Origin of the sequence: Aquimarina algicola, from assembly GCF_006443095.1 — a bacterium.
Classification (GTDB): Bacteria; Bacteroidota; Bacteroidia; order Flavobacteriales; family Flavobacteriaceae; genus Aquimarina; species Aquimarina algicola.
Window position 1 is genome coordinate 543,584 of the sequence record NZ_VFWZ01000001.1, and the last position, 17,083, is coordinate 560,666.

General features: G+C 30.6%; 14 protein-coding genes. 4 read left to right on the top strand and 10 right to left on the bottom strand.

Annotation, left to right across the window (positions count from 1 at the left end):
• Positions 1 to 46: 46 nt before the first annotated feature.
• Positions 47 to 1,363: an ATP-dependent 6-phosphofructokinase gene (locus FHK87_RS02500; RefSeq protein ID WP_140589373.1), complete on the top strand. Its 1,317-nt coding sequence runs from the start codon at positions 47 to 49 to the stop codon at positions 1,361 to 1,363.
• Here FHK87_RS02500 and FHK87_RS02505 read toward each other — a convergent pair.
• The 9 genes from FHK87_RS02505 to FHK87_RS02545 form a co-directional block, all read right to left on the bottom strand.
• The gene (locus tag FHK87_RS02505; protein WP_140589375.1) at positions 1,360 to 2,541 is read right to left on the bottom strand and encodes a GNAT family N-acetyltransferase; all 1,182 of its coding nucleotides are present in this window, start codon (positions 2,539 to 2,541) and stop codon (positions 1,360 to 1,362) included. The genes FHK87_RS02500 and FHK87_RS02505 overlap by 4 nt on opposite strands.
• Positions 2,538 to 3,626, bottom strand: coding sequence for a GNAT family N-acetyltransferase (locus FHK87_RS02510; protein WP_140589377.1), 1,089 nt, complete (start codon positions 3,624 to 3,626; stop codon positions 2,538 to 2,540). Before FHK87_RS02510 ends, FHK87_RS02505 begins: the two co-directional genes overlap by 4 nt.
• Before the next feature lie 34 nt (positions 3,627 to 3,660).
• Positions 3,661 to 5,901, bottom strand: coding sequence for a NeuD/PglB/VioB family sugar acetyltransferase (locus FHK87_RS02515; RefSeq protein WP_140589379.1), 2,241 nt, complete (start codon positions 5,899 to 5,901; stop codon positions 3,661 to 3,663).
• A 76-nt stretch (positions 5,902 to 5,977) separates the two neighbouring features.
• Positions 5,978 to 6,583, bottom strand: coding sequence for a sugar transferase (locus FHK87_RS02520; RefSeq protein WP_140589381.1), 606 nt, complete (start codon positions 6,581 to 6,583; stop codon positions 5,978 to 5,980).
• Between the two features lie 48 nt (positions 6,584 to 6,631).
• Complete coding sequence (locus FHK87_RS02525) at positions 6,632 to 6,871, bottom strand: acyl carrier protein (protein ID WP_140589383.1); 240 nt, start codon at positions 6,869 to 6,871, stop codon at positions 6,632 to 6,634.
• Positions 6,868 to 8,373 (bottom strand): AMP-binding protein, encoded by a 1,506-nt coding sequence (locus FHK87_RS02530; RefSeq protein ID WP_140589386.1) that lies wholly within the window; start codon positions 8,371 to 8,373, stop codon positions 6,868 to 6,870. The genes FHK87_RS02525 and FHK87_RS02530 overlap by 4 nt, the downstream gene beginning before the upstream one ends.
• 82 nt (positions 8,374 to 8,455) lie before the next feature.
• Complete coding sequence (locus tag FHK87_RS02535) at positions 8,456 to 9,553, bottom strand: hypothetical protein (RefSeq protein ID WP_140589388.1); 1,098 nt, start codon at positions 9,551 to 9,553, stop codon at positions 8,456 to 8,458.
• Positions 9,554 to 9,567: 14 nt separating this feature from the next.
• On the bottom strand, positions 9,568 to 10,173 hold the full coding sequence (locus FHK87_RS02540; protein WP_140589390.1) for a sugar transferase: 606 nt from the start codon (positions 10,171 to 10,173) through the stop codon (positions 9,568 to 9,570).
• Positions 10,174 to 10,526: 353 nt separating this feature from the next.
• Positions 10,527 to 11,672: a glycosyltransferase family 4 protein gene (locus FHK87_RS02545; protein ID WP_140589392.1), complete on the bottom strand. Its 1,146-nt coding sequence runs from the start codon at positions 11,670 to 11,672 to the stop codon at positions 10,527 to 10,529.
• 488 nt (positions 11,673 to 12,160) lie between these two features.
• Between FHK87_RS02545 and FHK87_RS02550 the strand changes: the two genes are divergently transcribed.
• Positions 12,161 to 14,266 (top strand): right-handed parallel beta-helix repeat-containing protein, encoded by a 2,106-nt coding sequence (locus FHK87_RS02550; protein WP_140589394.1) that lies wholly within the window; start codon positions 12,161 to 12,163, stop codon positions 14,264 to 14,266.
• 204 nt (positions 14,267 to 14,470) lie between these two features.
• Here FHK87_RS02550 and FHK87_RS02555 read toward each other — a convergent pair whose 3' ends face one another.
• Entirely contained in the window at positions 14,471 to 14,752 is a 282-nt protein-coding gene (locus FHK87_RS02555; protein WP_140589396.1) for a hypothetical protein, read from the bottom strand.
• 339 nt (positions 14,753 to 15,091) lie between these two features.
• On the opposite strand from FHK87_RS02555, the gene FHK87_RS02560 reads away from it, so the two are divergent.
• Positions 15,092 to 15,673 (top strand): hypothetical protein, encoded by a 582-nt coding sequence (locus tag FHK87_RS02560; RefSeq protein ID WP_140589398.1) that lies wholly within the window; start codon positions 15,092 to 15,094, stop codon positions 15,671 to 15,673.
• Between the two features lie 35 nt (positions 15,674 to 15,708).
• Complete coding sequence (locus FHK87_RS02565; protein ID WP_140589400.1) at positions 15,709 to 16,971, top strand: hypothetical protein; 1,263 nt, start codon at positions 15,709 to 15,711, stop codon at positions 16,969 to 16,971.
• Positions 16,972 to 17,083 lie beyond the last annotated feature (112 nt).

The following is a 17,083-nucleotide window of genomic DNA, read 5'->3' on the forward strand; positions in this document are numbered from 1 at the left end:
CAATTAGGTTTCTATAATTTGTGATTTCAACCTATTATAAAAAAATATGAACCACAAAAACTTCAAAATTCATTCCCTAGGTACTCCGACTGTACAATCTCCTTTACAACTAAGCAAAACCAAAGGTGATGGAGTTTTCAATTTTATTTCTGAAGATGACAGAGTTTTGCACGACATTTCAACTTCAAACCTAAAAGAGTATTCTAGTGATCATATAGAAGCAATGAGCATGGAAAAAGCTGGCCCTAGAGAAAAAGTTTTTTTTGAAGCTAAAGAAACTACTGCTGGTATCGTTACTTGTGGTGGTTTGTCTCCCGGGATAAATAATGTTATTCGCGGTATTGTAATGTCACTTCATTATTTTTATGGAGTGCAAAAAATATTAGGAGTTCCTTATGGATATGAAGGATTGATCCCTAAATATGGTCATGGTTTTATCAAACTCACCCCAGAACATGTAAAAAACATTCATGAATTCGGAGGTACCATTTTAGGATCATCAAGAGGAGCACAAAGTGTTCCTGATATGGTTGATACTATAGAAAAAAATAAGATAAACATGCTATTTACTATCGGTGGAGATGGGACTTTAAAAGGTGCTGATGCTATCGGAGAAGAAATACGTAAACGAAATATCAATTGTGCAGTTATCGGTATTCCTAAAACAATAGATAATGACATCAACTTAATTGATAAGTCTTTTGGATTTGAAACCGCCTTTGATATTGCAAACCCAATTATCAAAGATGCACATAACGAAGCTACCGGTGCTTATAATGGTGTTGCAATTGTAAAACTTATGGGCAGAGATAGTGGTTTTATTGCTGCATCTGCTGCACTTTCTATGCCTGTTGTAAATTTTGTACTCATCCCAGAAATGAGTTTTGAGTTAGAAGGCGAAAACGGCCTTTTAGAAGCGCTAAAAAATAGACTACTACAAAAAAAACATGCTGTGATTGTAGTTGCAGAAGGTGCAGGACAACACTTATTTAACGCTACGGAACAACAAAAAGATGCTTCTGGAAATGTCTTACACAAAGACATAGGAATACTACTTAAAAATAAAATAAACGAATATTTTAAAACCATACAACATCCAATAACGGTAAAGTACATAGATCCGAGCTACATCATCAGAAGTGCCCCTGCAAATGCAAATGATAGTGTTTTTTGTACCAGGCTTGCTCATTTTGCTGTACATGGAGCAATGGCAGGAAAAACCAGATTTGTCGTAGGAATGCTAAACGGCAAATTCGTACATATACCTATTAATGAAGTTACCAATAAAAGAAAGAAAATAGATCTTGAAGGTGACTTTTGGTATTCTGTTAGAGAAAGTACAGGTCAATTATTTAAAATTTAAACGCTATTTAAATTATCTATTTTATCAGGTACATTTTCAAAAACAACATGCTGCATTTTTGATTTTCCTATGATCAGAAATGAATGTTCTTGCTTATTTAATTGTAAAACACTGACATTTGAAACATTTTCTATTGCAGCGTATAAAAAATCGTAAACTGTTTTTCTTAAGAAAGTATATTGTTCTTTATTAAAATCAATCTGAACCCCATCAGGAACATTATTTATTGCCTCAATTGGTGATACCTCACTTTTTATTGAAAGTATCGGATTTTTTTTGCGTTTTGCTTTATAATTTTTATATCGTACATATGCTATTTTAAAAATAAACTCTTTTATCGTCGCTTTTAAAAATTCTATATTTCCTTTTATTGAAGCTAATACAGAACCTTTTGGATAAATGATTTGATGTTCAAAATTGTAGATATGATTACTCCACTCTCTTTTGTAGCTTAAATCCCCCATTCCCATCTCATACGAAACATGATCATTTGCGAGACACCAATCTAATTTTTTATAAATCTCAACACTACCTAAACTATATTTACCATAATCAATATCGTAAGAAGATATTGCACTGAATAATCTACCATGAAAATGATGATTGAGAGACACCAAAATAGGTTGATTTCTATCAAAGATGACTAACATTGACGCTTTTTTCTCATTAATTAATGAGAAATACAAATTTTTATAATATTCCCATCGCAAAAGGCTTTGACTTGTATCATTACGTTGTTTGAACCGCCTTATCAGCATTTTTTCAAGGCTATCCATAAAAAAATCATATTGTTCTTTTTCTATATTCCCATAGAATGTTTGATATGAAATCTGAAAGCATGCTTCTAGCCTTTTTATTCTTCTTCGAATCCCTTTGGCATTGCTTCTAAACCTATGTTTTACATATGCATCCGCACTGTCATGTCCATCTAATACAATAGCATATCCTTTAAAAAATTGTTCTATTTTTTTTATCGTATAACTGTCTGAACCCAAAACAGGCTGTAAATAATCTGGTACAAAGAAGACAGAGTTTACAGCGTTGTCAATTGTTCCTTTATTAAAATCAGGATTTTCGATTGTTTTTTCATTTTTAGGATCGTGTACTTTTGAAAAAAGTTTTGGAATCGAATTTTTTTCAAACAATTCGAAAAAATAATCTATTCTTACCGTTTTCATACACTTAATCTATAAAAAGGAAAAAAGTAGTCTTTTAGATTTTGCTTATGGACATCAGAATATTCAGGATTAGCTGACGAACATAATTCATCATAGACTGTTTCGTTCACAATTTTGCGACCTGTATAAAAAATAACATCTTCATCTTTTGGAAAAAGAGATTTTTTATTTTTATACAACCCATCTCCATCTTTCATTCCACCTCCCAAAACATAATGTTGAATTTTACTTTGAATTGCCCACTCTATGATTTTTACTCTCAAAAAATCATTGGGTCTGTAACTAAAATATTCTGCATTTGTTCCTCCTAGAAAAGCAAACATAGTCTCTTTATAATGAATGATAAGTTCTATAGAAACAGGTATATCCTGATAATAGGCTATGGCAATAGAAAAGTTGTTTATATTAGACAGAATAAGATTCTCAAAATATACATTAGAAAAGAAGTAAATACTGTCTGCATTATTTCTATGCATGGTTTCTACATAAATATCATTAAAAATTTTAATGATATCTTTTGTTATTTCGCTTTTATTAAAAATTTTAAAATCAAGGTCATAACTTGTTGCTTTTCTATAATTATTTCTAACTTTTGGTAGAAAAGCTGTCCATTGATCCTCAAAATTATCTAGTAGAGTTCCTCTAACATTAGAAAGTGTTTTTACTAACGCTCCAGAATATTTAACTGAGTTTTCGTTTAGACTAAATCGAATAAACTCTGTAATTACATTATTTTCAAGATACCATTTATCGACATGTACCCAAAACTCCTCTAGATCTTCTTCTAGTACTGTATCATTGAATAATGGACCACTATATCCATAAGGACTAATCACATCAAAATAAGGATGTTCTTTACCTTTTATCATTACTTTTCTGAAAACAAAAGGCATCAAAATGATAGGACTCCCGTCTTTTTCGAATAAAAAGAATTTTAAAACATCTGTATCTTTTTGAAAATGTAGCAGATGTTCTACAGAATAATACACATTATTATTCCAGAGATTGTGCAACAAATTTTTGTAATTCTCTAGATCTGATATGTCATCAAAATCTTTGGTCAGTAACTTGTAGTTTTGTTTCAATTGTAAAAATATTGGTTAAACATATAAGGTTAAATTAGTTAATAGGGGAACTTTTTTTTATTTCTTCATTAGCAAAGAAATAATCATTGATTTTTTGGGATAATTTATGGGATAACCAAATAATTCGACCACAGTGCTCTACGTGCCATACCGCTTTGTTATCAAAGATATTACCAGCTAATAATGGCCCCATAATATGAAAATTCTCTGATGACTCCAGAGATTGATTCACATCGAATCCTATTTTCGAGTCATTTGGTTTACTATATCCTTTTTCTATAATATTTTTAAGTAATTGAGGAATATTATCTTTTGTAAGGTTTGTGCTTCCAACACAATTAATTACGATGTTAATAGGGGTGTCATACATCATATTTGTTTTGGTCTGGGTGTCTAAATATTCTAAAATATACGCTCCAGAATCATTTTTTTGTAAATCGCTAAATCTTCCTGCGATATGATGAAAGCGATTTTCTTCTTTTAGTAATTCAACAATTTTAGAATAGTGGAATCCAGCACAACGTTGTCTTCTGCCTATTTCATTACCATATGTACAAGCAAATTTTTTCAGCTCTTTTTCATCTAATTTACTAAGTAAAGATCCAAAAGCTTTTGAAATAATCTCTACAGTAGAAGCTGCCCCCAAATGAATTTTGTCAGCTTGATCCAAATCTTTGAAAGTAGCCTCTGCAATCATTTCTGAGGTTATATCAGTCTGATTTATTAAGGCTTGTAAGTGATATGGAACAAATTCTTTTTTACGCTTAACGTCTATAACTGCATCTGGCAGTAACCCTTGTGTAGAAATAAAAGTAAATTGGTCTACGTGAGACGTTATTTCCTCTATGTCATTAAGTTTATATAGCATTTCAAGGCCACTTGCGTTAGCACCTACGATAAGAACATTGCTTTTTACTTTTTTTTGTCTCTTTACAAAATCTTGTATTTGTCCTAATACTGTTTTTAAATCAGGTGTATAAGGATTATTTACAAAAAGTAAATTATTTTCTTCTATCAATGCATGTTTTTTCCATAGATGATTTACAGGCAATGAACCTATAGAAAGTACAACCTTCTCTGATCGTATTGAAACATTATCTTTGAAAGATAATTCATATTGATCTTCGATTTTTTGTACATCTTCTACTTCAGACTGAATATAATTGACATCGATTAATCCTTTTACTCTAGACTCTTCAAGCTTATTTTTGACTTTTTCATTGATATACCAACCAAAAAAACGACGAGGTATAAAGAGGTCTTCCCACTCATTGTTTTCAATCTTTTCGGAATGCTTAGTAATCCAATCAAGAGATAGTGCTCCTCCATCTTTTTTCAACTCATCAAGCAACCAGGTTTTATTATTACTAAGCCATACAATAAATTTACTTAGTTCTGGTTCCGGCAAAAAGTTTTTTAATGATGTGATAAGATGAACAGAAAATCCTGATCGCGAACCATAGGGTATCCCGGTATGGAATTCTTTGTACTTATCAATTACTGTAATTGTTAATTTTTTTCTTTCTCTATTATGTTCTAAAAGTTCTAATAAATGTAAGATTGTAAAAGACGAAGAAATCCCTGAACCGATAAAGGTTATATCGGATATTTTTGATGTACTCTCAGCCTGCAATCTTGGTGTGTTAATTTTAATTACTTTACCAGGATTACCAACTACTGTAGCATAATCTGGTACGTCTTTTAATACTACCGTACCTGCTCCTATAGTACACCACTTTCCTATTTTAACTTTAGGAATGACAACAGCTCCTACTCCTACATGAGATCCCTCTCCTACTTCAACATGACCGCATAAAGCAGCTTTGGGAGAAACGTGAGCAAAATCCCCTATAATATTATCATGATCGATACTAGCTGCCGTATTTATGATTACATGTTTACCAATACTTGTATTGGGTTGAATAATTGCACCGGCAAATACTACTGTTCCTTCTCCTATTTTTGCTGTAGGCGCAATAATGGCAGATTGATGAATCGCTTTTTCAAAATTACTGTTCAAAAAACCTGCAATTTCTGCACGTTCAGCATTTATACCTACCGCAATAATGACAGGATGACCTTCATGAGGAAAATCGCTTAAATTCCCCCTAGCGCCATGTGTAACATTTTTAGAAGCATAATGACGACCAGATGGTTTATCATCAAATGTTTCTGTGACCTCATAGCCATTTTCTTCTAATACCTCACGTATTACCTGAGAATGCCCTCCCGCTCCGTAGATCCTAATTTTATTGGATGTTCCTGTGATTTTCATTTTAGTTTTCCCTATGTTTTAAGATGGTTTGTTGGTTTGATTAATTATAAAAGTAATATTTTATTTGTGTTTTTGGTTATTCATTTCCTTTCCAGACAGGCATAATTGTGTTTTGATCAATATTGACTCCTTCTTTTTTGAAAACTTTTTGAATCGTAAGTAGTAGTATCTTAATATCAAGAAAAAAGCTAATGTTTTCTACATACCAAACATCATATTCAAATTTTTGGGTCCAACTAATGGTATTTCTTCCTTTTATTTGAGCCCAACCGGTAATCCCGGGTCTTACCAGATGTCTTTTGCTCTGTTCTTTGTTATATAATGGTAAATACTCCGGCAAAAGAGGCCTTGGACCTATTACACTCATATCCCCTTTTAATACATTAATAAGCTGTAGAATTTCATCAAGTGAATATTTTCTTATAAAGGCACCTATTTTTGTAATTCGAGCTACATTATGTACATCTTCTTCTTTACCGGGTTTTAGATCTCTCATTGTTTTGAACTTAATAATTTTAAAAAGTTTTCCATCTTTACCTGGTCTTAATTGTAAGAAAAAGGGTTCTCCTCTATTTACAATCATCAAAATTAAAACAAGTGTGGTTATTATAGGTAGCAATATAAACAGACCCAATAATGAAATCATAAAGTCTAAACACCTTTTTATATAAGGATTATACATCTCTTAACTTGTTTTTATTTAGGTTTTATGAGTTAATACTATTACTGATTATAATTCTGACTCGATGGTCTTTATCAAATCACCTACATTATTCATATTCATGAGATCCATAAGCTTAAATTTGATATTGAATTGTTTTTCTACTTCAGAAATAATCATCATATGTGTAATAGACTCCCAACCGTCAACGTCATTGGCAGTTGTTTCATCTTTTAATTCAAAATTTTCATGTTCTAACACACTTATAAAAGCTTCTCTTACTTTTTTTAGAATATCTTCTTTGTTCATTTTAGTTCGTTTATATCAAAATATGTTTTTAATTCTTTTCTATTTATTTTGCCGTTTATACTATGCGGAAACTCTTTTACAAATTGTACATGCATAGGAATCATATAATCGGGCATTTTTGCTTTCATATGATCAAATATGTTACTTGTATCAAAAGGATCTGACTCAATGGCTAACCCTAATTCTGCATTGCCCAAATTATTAATGATATCTAGCGCTACCATATTTACCTTTTTTTGAGCGTTTGCTTTTGCATGAAATTCAATTTCTGCAAGTTCTACTCGGTATCCTCTTATTTTTACTTGAAAATCTGCACGTCCGACATATAAAAAGTCATGATCTTCGTCTTTAAAACAAAGGTCACCTGTTTTATAATAGCGTATATCTTTACCATCTTCATTTTTAATAAAGAAACTCTTGGCATTACGCTCTTCATTTTTCCAATAACCTGGTGTTATCTGTGGTCCTGCAAGACATAATTCTCCTGTCACTCCTATCTGAACTTCAGAATTGTTTTCGTCGACAACAAGATATTTAGTGTCTTTTTGAGGAGTTCCAATAGCTATAATACCATTATGAGATTTCTGATGGTTTTCTTTATGATAAGGATAAAAACCACTATATACTGTAAATTCTGTTGGTCCATAGTAATTAAATATCTTACAATTGGGTAAACAGTCACTCCACTCTTTTGCTATATCACTATGCAAAGCTCCCCCTCCAAAACTACAATATCTTACATCCGGAGCATTAATTTCTGCAAAATAAGGTCTCAAATAATTTATTATAGAAGGAACCATAGTAAGAACAGTGAGCTTCTGTTCTTTTATAAGTTTGAACACATAGAAATATTTGATTGCACCTTTTGGTATTGTATAAATACATGCTCCCGACAAAAAAGGAAACAAATAAGTGACCACAGAAAAATCAAACGTAAGTTCAAACATTTGTAAGCATCTGTCTGAAGGTAAAAGATTAAACTCTGGTTCTGCATCTATAGCTCTTACCAAGGCTTCTATATTATTAAATGTGATTGGCACCCCTTTTGGAAGCCCCGTAGTACCAGATGTAAAAAGAATATAAGCAATATCATTACCATCAACCTTTTTATCCTTTAAATTAATACTTACATCTTTGTCTATTAATGTAGAAATTACAGAATACTCTTGATAAATAGAATCAACTGAAGAATCCAGTACATATTTGGTTTCGGTTAGTTCAAATATTTTATGGTTTCTTTCAATAGGTGATGACGGGTTAACGGGCACATAGGCTTTTCCTTCTAGCCAAAGCGCAATAATACTCGCATACGTTTGTATGTCATCATTTGTAACAAGACCAATTAGTTTTTCATCATCGTCAACAGTATTCGATATTGCATTTCGTATTCTAGAAATCTCTACTGCAAAATCTTTGTATGTATAAAAAGTATTGTTTATACATAGTGCATTGTGATCTAAATACTTAAGTATTGATTCTTGTAGCTTTTTTACAAATTTCATGTGTCTTTATAAATAGTTTTCAAAATAAATTTATAATCATGTTTTTGTTTAAGTTTAATTCTAAATATACTAAATGGGGTGTCTAATAAAAATGACCATCTCTGTTCAACAAACTAAAAGTATTCGTATCTAAGTTTGTTTCATTATGAGCTAGTCCCTTTTTGGTTACTTTATGAGTAAAAATTGTTTTATATCGTTTTGTTATCGTTTCTGATAATTTAGTGTCATCTGTAAAGATGAATTTTGCTTTTTTTCTGGTAAAATTTTCGATCAATGCATCTACACATACATCATAGTTTGAATCATCACCTACCAGAAAATATTTTACATTTAATTCATTGTAATTAACAACATAGGATATAAATCCGATAATTACTTTATCTTTTATAATTTTTACGTTATGAATATGAATATTATCACTTGTACCGGTTTGTAAAGTTTTATAAGATTGCTTGCCCAAAACCGGTAATTGTGTGTATTGTGTATTGCTTATCTGCCAATTAATGTATTCTTTGGTTTTGTGAATAAGGTCATTCTTGCATAGAGGTTCTATAAAACTCCATGTCTCATCATCTATTCTATTTACATAATCATAAATCAAAGATTTTGTAGTTTTTTTAAATTTAGATTTGTTTACCCCTCTTATTACTGTACCCGAAAATGCATCGATTTTATTCAAGAAAAACCTAAATGATTTTAAGAATTTAAACCTTCCTATTAGCATAGAAGCATCAACACTAAAAAATATAGTATGCCGTAATCTTGAAGCAATTACGGTAAATGGTTGTTTTTCATAAAATGCATTTACATTTTCTGCATAAGATTTGATTAACACTTGTTTTCCTGTAAGATTGACTGCTTCGTTATAAATATATGTCCCCAAAACAGTGTCTTTGTATTTTTTATCAACCCACCAAGAAATCATCCAATACACTTTTTGAGTCTCATCATTGGCAATATTTGCCAAATCAGGAAACATGTAAATAAAAGATACCATTTTTTGATTTTCGTAAGCTAAAACCCCACAGTAATCATCATCTGCTATTCTTGGGTTCGACAACAACCAAAATGCTTTACTTTTTGGAAGTGGATTAAGCTCATTCTGCCAATAAGTATTCTTATCAATACCCTCTTTGAGCATTTTTTTGGTTATGTGTATTATTTCTAAATCTTTACTCATTTAGCAATCAAAACTTAATTATTTCCATTAAAGTACTCTGATGTTTGTTCTTTTGACAAGTTTACATCTTCTTTTTGTAATACCTTTTGGATTGTCATCCATATAATTTTCATATCTAACAAAAAATTACAATGATCTACATACCATACATCAAACTCAAATTTTTTCTTCCATGTGATAGAATTTCTGCCGTTTACCTGAGCCCATCCTGTAATACCAGGTGTAACTTCATGTCTTCGTTTTTGGGTTTCATTATATACAGGTAAATATTCTATAATTAGTGGCCTTGGACCTATCAAAGACATCTCTCCTTTTAAAACATTAAATAATTGGGGAATTTCGTCTAAGGACGTTTTTCTCACAAAAGCTCCTATTTTGGTTATTCTATCCTTGTCAGGAAGTAAATCTCCGTTTTGATCTTTTTTGTCATTCATAGTTTTGAATTTTACAATACTAAAGATCTTTTCATTTTTTCCAGGTCGTCTTTGAATAAAAAATGGTGCTCCATTATTAGCAATTGCAAGAAATATAGTTGTCAATATAAAAACCGGAGAAAAAATAATCAATGCAGTTAATGCAAAACAAAAATCCAGAACTCTTTTTATAAAAAACTTATACACTTTATTCTATTCTTTTTATGTAATCAAACTAGTTCGTAGAAGCAATCATATAATATGGATACTTCGCCTTTATCAAATATTGTTTTCTACTAGTCATTACCAAATAATTTTTAATCATATAAATACTCAAAATGTATTTAGATAATCAGTTTGTTTTAAAAAATTTAGGGGGATTGTTTAACATTTCTTTATACATTAGGGAATTATGAATGTTAAATCATGATTACATTAAGTAACGGGGTCAAATATACAATCAATATTTCAGTTTTCAACCTGAAAAATCGCATTTTTTAACAGAAATTTACATTTAAAAACATCTCCAAAAAAATAGAATATCGACCATATTCTCAACATTACAATTGTCGGTATTCTTCTAAAATTGAATCCCATAAAAGTTGTCGCTCATACCTACTAGTAATAGATTCTCGTGCTTTAGATGCCAAACGTTCTCTAAGTGGTATATTTTCAACGAATTCTTTTAAAGCAAGAAATAGTTTTTCTGTATTTTTTGGAGGTATTATTACACCATTTGTTCCTTCTTCTATAATTTCATTACAGCCATTAATATCTGTTACTACACTAGCCAATCCCATTGCGGCTGCTTGCATCACTACATTGGGGAACCCTTCTCTATAACTTGGAAAAGCTAAAATATCTGCAATAGCCAAATAAGGTCTTACATCATTTTGCCAACCCACAGAGATGATATTTGGGTTATTCAATATTTCTGTTTCTGTTTTTTCTAATAAAGGATCTAGTTCTTTTTCATAAGTTCCTACCAATAGTAATTTTACATCGTTATGGTCTGCATGTATTTTTGTAAAAGCAGAGATTAATTCATTTATTCCTTTATCTTTTACTAGTCTTCCTACAAAAATAATTACGGTATCAGAATCACCTATTCCCAAATCAGAAGATAATTTTTTCTTTTGTTCAACAGAATATAGGTCAGAATCAAAAAAAGAAGTGTCTATCCCGTTAGAGCTTCCATTTGCAATTACTTTTAGCTTTTTCTTTCTTGTGTATTTATTTTGAATAATGATATCATTGAGTCCTTTAGAATTGGGATAAATTTTAGTAGCACATGCATATGTACATTTTTCTACAGTATCTAATAATAACCTTTTGGCACCCGATGCTTCTAATAGTGGTAAACCTGCAATTGTATGAAGTCTATGCGGCACTCCAGCCAATTTTGCTGCCAACATAGATAATGTTCCTGCCTTTGGTGTGTGACTATGTACAATAAATGGTTTTTCTTTTTTAAATATTTTGTACAAATTATAAACAGCCGCCAAATCCTTAAATGGTGTAATCTTACGGGTCATTTCTACAGGAATTACACGTACATTTTCCTGCTGACCCACTGTTTCTAATTTCCCATCTCCTTCCCCAGAAACACCAATCACTTCATAATATTGGGACATAAACTTTAATTGCCCCTGTAATAGTTTACCCAATGATATGGGGACAGTAGTAACTCGTATTATTTTCTTCATTTTATTGATTGGTTAGATCTAATTTTTCCCTTGATCAAGTATTTAGTTTCACAAATATAATTATATGTTTTAGGTTTGAAACTTTAAAAAGAAAAATCAAAAAATAAGCTAATAAAAGATGAGTTAAATTTTTGAATAAATAATCCCTAAAAAGTAAAAACACTTATAACTATTAACATTTTTTAACATTTATAAAAGGTATTCAATATTATTGAAAAAAGAATTCAATATTATTCTCATAATTACTTTAAAAACTGCTTTTTACCAGTAAATTTAATTATTATGATTCATCAGTAGAAAGAGATCAAATGATTGTTAATACACCGATAAAATACAAGTAAAACAGTTAAACAAGAACATAGTACTAGTAGATAAAAACAATTTTAAGTTTTTTTGTCAAATTTTAACATTTATTCGTCTTTTTTAACACAATTAAATCAAACACACTCCGTTTTGCTTTAATAATTAATCAAAAAAGTTGACCCCCAATGAAAAAGTTATTAAGTTATGTAGTGATCTGCATGGCATTAACTGCTATATCATGTAGTAGTGAAAATGTCGATGATCTTATTCCAGACAGCGTAGATGGAGAAAATTCAGGTGATACATCTGACGAACCGGTAATTCCCGATACACCTCCAAACGTAATTACAACCCCTTGTGCTATTGATATTACTAAAATTGCAGCTAATTCCACTGTTATTTTGGATTGTGTACTTGATTTGAAAGGTGAAACAGTAACATTACCTGCAAATGTAAAATTTGAGTTTGAAGGTGGCGATATTGTAGGAGATGGTAAATTAGTTTTTAATGGTGGTTCTATAGCCGGAGAGCTTTTAAGTTCTCAATTAGAAATTGAAGGTAATGTTGAACTGATCGATCCTGTTTTCAACTTCTTCCCTGTACGTTGGGGTATAATTGAAGGAAAAACGACGCAACCAAATGCTTTTCAAAATCATAAAGTTATTCAAAGTGTTGTAGATCTTGTAAAAGGTTTGGGTGCTACCACATTTGGTGTTAATAGAATGGACGCATATTTTGATACAGATGACATTTTTGTAAATACTGTACGTTTACCATCTAATTTTCACTTCAAGATGACTGATAATACTAAAATGCGTGTTTTTCCTGTAGATAAAAGATTCTCTACAAGAATGTTTATGATTCAAGAAGAAGAAAATGTAACTATCTCTGGTGGATTTGTAATAGGTGACCGTAATGAAAGAGGAAGTACTCCTGCTAGTTCTGGTACTATGATCAATATTACAAGTGGTAAAGATATTTTAATAGAAAATGTACATATAAGTAATTCTGCAGTATCTGGTCTCACTGTAAATAGTGCACAATTTGCTTCAGAACCTGATTATGATCCAAGTACTCGAGTAATCATACGAGGTTGTACATTTGATACCAATAGAAGAAACAATTTATCTGTAACAGATGGTTATGATATTCTTATCGAAGATTGTAAAGTCTATAGAGCAGGTATCGATACTCCTACTTCTCAAGGAAGTTCTCCAAAAGCGGGTATTGACGTTGAACCTGATCAAGGACAAAAAGTAGATAAAGTTGTCGTAAGAAATAATATAGAAGAAGAAGGTGCAGGAGCTTCATTTATTGCCTCTGGTGGTAATGACATTACTTTTATTGGTAACACAATGCAAAGACCAATGGCTTATAATATTGCTTCTAATGTAAAGATCATCAATAACACAATAACAGCTGGTGGTATTGACGCCGGAATCAAAAATGATGTTGCCAGAAGATTAAATAAAGGAAATATTATTTCTGGAAATACAATTACAAACCCAGGTGGTGTTGGTATTAAAGCATATAATCAGGATATCAAGATATTTGATAATAAAATTATGAACTGTGGTGTAGGTATCCTTCTTAATGCTCTTAAAAACGCAGAAATATATAATAACACGATCACCTCAGATAATGATGATAGTTTTGGTATTAATGCTCAGGATTATGTTGATGATGTAACAATTAGAAATAACACAATTACAGTAAAAGGTAGATCAATGTACCTAGATATTGTAAATGCTCGTGATACTCATTCGAGTTATCGATTCTCTATAGTAGAAAATACATATGATACGGGAAAATTTGGTCTTGTCGCAGGAACTTCAGGTGTTACTTTTGATAATAATACATTTAGTAACGGGATACGTTTTGACGCCTCCCAAAATGTTGTATTCAAAAATAATACGATCAAAAATAAGACTCCATTTACGATTCATATCTCTAATAGTGCTAAATCCAAAAATATCACAATTACTGGTAATGATATAGAAAACACTGATCCTGATGGGCGTGGTAATGCCATATTAGGAAGCTCTACTGCAGGAACAGCATCCCAAGAAACGAATATCCTTATCAGAGATAATGATTTTAAAGTTAGAGGTTTCAATAACGGAATTAATATGAAAGGCTTTAATAGAGTAACGGTAGAAAATAATAGAAGTAGGTCAGAAGACAGACCTTTTATATTCTTCCGTGGTAATAATTCTACTTTTGCCAATAATACTACATTAGAAGGAGTAACAACCAATGATATAGAAGGAACCAATAATACTATACGTTAGTATTATTAAATTAAGTATTCTAAGAAAATGCGATAAAGTCGTCCTCTTTTTAAGGGCGACTTTTTTAATTACATACCTCGCGTGAGCTCATATCTGAGTAATCATTAAATATATTAGAAATTTAGAGGCAAAAGTTGAAACATTCAAAACCTCAAGTATTGAGTAAAAATCCTTGATTGTATTTATTTAATAATCAATCACTTATTAGTGCACATAATCCCTATACAAAGCACCATTCCACAACAAGATACCCGTTTCTTCTTCAAAGATCTGAACGGTTACAGGAAAACTATATTTTGACTTACGTCTTGATATTTCCTTTCCTATTTGTTGTAAACATTCTTGTGTTCCTCCAATTGCAAATACCTCTACAAATTCACTCTCATAACTATAACAAGAATATGGAGGAACATCAATTTTACCAATAGAAATTTCACATCTAAAATCTGGATGAATCAGCTTGTCTAGTTGTTCTTTGAAGGTCATAATACTAGGGTTTTTAAGAGTTAAAATATAAAATAACTTGTGTCTTTGATAAATTGATTATTTATCTCGTAGTTTATATACAACCTCTAATTCATCAGCTTTATTGTTCAAATAGTGAAAAATAAATACAATTTTAAGATCTTATAGTGGGTAATCAGTAAAAAACATTAAATATTTTAAATGAATTAGTTATTTGTCTTTTTTAATATTGTAATTTGTTTTCAAACATAATTATGTGATTAGCAACTCTTCTAAATAATGCAAAAAAAACGATTCCTTATATATCTACTCCTATTTACTTCTACTCTACTCTTATCATGTATATCGCAAAAACAGGATATGGAAATTAGATATACCAGCCTTAATGATTTTGATGCTCATTATATATTTGATCTTAATAATAACATCAAAGGAATACATAGGATACACAAATATGCTTCAGAAGAAATAAAAGCTCAAAAGCATGTAATTGATTCTTTATTAAAGTCTGGATATGCTGATCATTTGCCTAAAACGTATCAAGAGCATCTTTATAACCCTTCTTTATCGCTAACTGCAACTGATATATACATGTATACACCTCCTAAATTATTAGATCGAGTCCGTGACGAAGAATTAGTTATTTGGTATGAATTTAATGAAGAGACATTTACGATAAAAGAAATTCATATTGGTAATAGTTATCAATCCTTATCACACAATATCAAAACAACAAAAACTAATAATCTATGTACATTTAATATTGATTCTGATCAACTTACACTTAATATATTATATCAAATCTTTGAAAAAATAAAGAAGTTAAAATATCAATTAGATCATGAAACGTTTACTTATCAAATAACTATCAATCCAAACAAAAAAGTATTAGAGATCACATATCACAATAAAGGTAATTCACTTTTGTTAGATTTTAAGTAGAAGAGATATAATAAGATCATTTATAATAACCAATATTGAAAAAGAAGCACTTGGATACAACAAATAGGATCAAAAATATTGCTATCAAAAGTCTAAAAAGAAGTATACAATCAGTTTTAGTTTTTTTAATCATTGGAATTTGTTATTTGAATTTCTCAATGTATTATGCTCCTAAGTTTAGAAAATCAAATGATGACTCTTATAATCTAGATGTTTATCATCAATTAATTTTTTTGAAAAAAGAACTTCGAGACGATGCAGGAGTACGCATGCAAAAACTATTTCCAGAGGGATTTATGTTCATCAACTCATTATATGGATTGGCCTGGGTAAATTTAATTCAAGATATCGATAAAGATTCTGCACTATTTAATGAAGGGATTAACGAAATAAACTGGTCAATCCAACAAATTAACTCAACATACGCAAAACAAATTTTTGACAAAGATCTACCACTAGAGTATGGTGCATTTTATAAAGGTTGGTCAAATTATGTATTAGGTAGTAAGCTAAAAATTCTATCTGAACCGGAAAGGGATTCAAGTGAAATAAATCTATTTAAGAGTAACTGTAATCAAATTATTGAAGTAACCAACCATTCAGACTCACCTTATATTGAATCATACAGAAAACTGACTTGGCCTGCAGATATTACAGTTGCAATGGCATCTGTAAGTATTCATGATCAAATCTTTGAACCTCAATTTCAAAAAGAAATTAAAAAATGGGTTAGCAAGGTAAAACAAAACTTAGATCCAAAAACAAATTTAATACCTCATGCTGTGCATTCAATAACAGGGCAAACAATTGAAAGTGCCAGAGGGTCTTCTCAAAGTTTGATGCTTAATTTTTTGATTGATATTGATCAAGAGTTTGCAAAAAAACAATTCGAAATTTACAAAACTTTATTTCTAGATTCTAGATTTGGGCTTCCGGGAATAAGAGAGTACCCAAAAGGAACTAAAAATTATAGCGATATCGATTCAGGTCCTGTACTTTTAGGTATTGGCGGATCAGCATCAATAGTAGGTCAAAGAACAATGGGAAAATTCAAAAATTGGAATACTTATCAAGGACTAAGAAATTCAATCGAGGGATTTGGCTCTGCATATACTTACAATTCGACTAAAATGTATATTTTTGGTCAATTACCTATGGCGGATGCATTTATAGCATGGAGTAATTCTTTAGAAAGAAACCAAAATCAAGTGCAACCTGAATCAAATTGGAGACTGTATTTTCAACTATTATCTTGCATTATCATTATCATATTTGGGTTTTTAATCAAGAAACTATGAGGAATAGAAAGTAAAATTGCCCTAAACATGATCTATACAACGACTAAATTTATTAAGATTAAAGAGTTATCATGGTCAATTGCAAACTAAATAAGCATAAGTATTATCATAA

Coding starts and splice junctions, on each gene's coding strand:
- FHK87_RS02515 (WP_140589379.1), bottom strand. CDS start 5,901: ATGAAAATCACAGGAACATCCAATAAAATTAGGATCTACGGAGCGGGA.
- FHK87_RS02500 (WP_140589373.1), top strand. CDS start 47: ATGAACCACAAAAACTTCAAAATTCATTCCCTAGGTACTCCGACTGTA.
- FHK87_RS02555 (WP_140589396.1), bottom strand. CDS start 14,752: ATGACCTTCAAAGAACAACTAGACAAGCTGATTCATCCAGATTTTAGA.
- FHK87_RS02560 (WP_140589398.1), top strand. CDS start 15,092: ATGGAAATTAGATATACCAGCCTTAATGATTTTGATGCTCATTATATA.
- FHK87_RS02505 (WP_140589375.1), bottom strand. CDS start 2,541: ATGAAAACGGTAAGAATAGATTATTTTTTCGAATTGTTTGAAAAAAAT.
- FHK87_RS02535 (WP_140589388.1), bottom strand. CDS start 9,553: ATGAGTAAAGATTTAGAAATAATACACATAACCAAAAAAATGCTCAAA.
- FHK87_RS02525 (WP_140589383.1), bottom strand. CDS start 6,871: ATGAACAAAGAAGATATTCTAAAAAAAGTAAGAGAAGCTTTTATAAGT.
- FHK87_RS02545 (WP_140589392.1), bottom strand. CDS start 11,672: ATGAAGAAAATAATACGAGTTACTACTGTCCCCATATCATTGGGTAAA.
- FHK87_RS02550 (WP_140589394.1), top strand. CDS start 12,161: ATGAAAAAGTTATTAAGTTATGTAGTGATCTGCATGGCATTAACTGCT.
- FHK87_RS02530 (WP_140589386.1), bottom strand. CDS start 8,373: ATGAAATTTGTAAAAAAGCTACAAGAATCAATACTTAAGTATTTAGAT.
- FHK87_RS02520 (WP_140589381.1), bottom strand. CDS start 6,583: ATGTATAATCCTTATATAAAAAGGTGTTTAGACTTTATGATTTCATTA.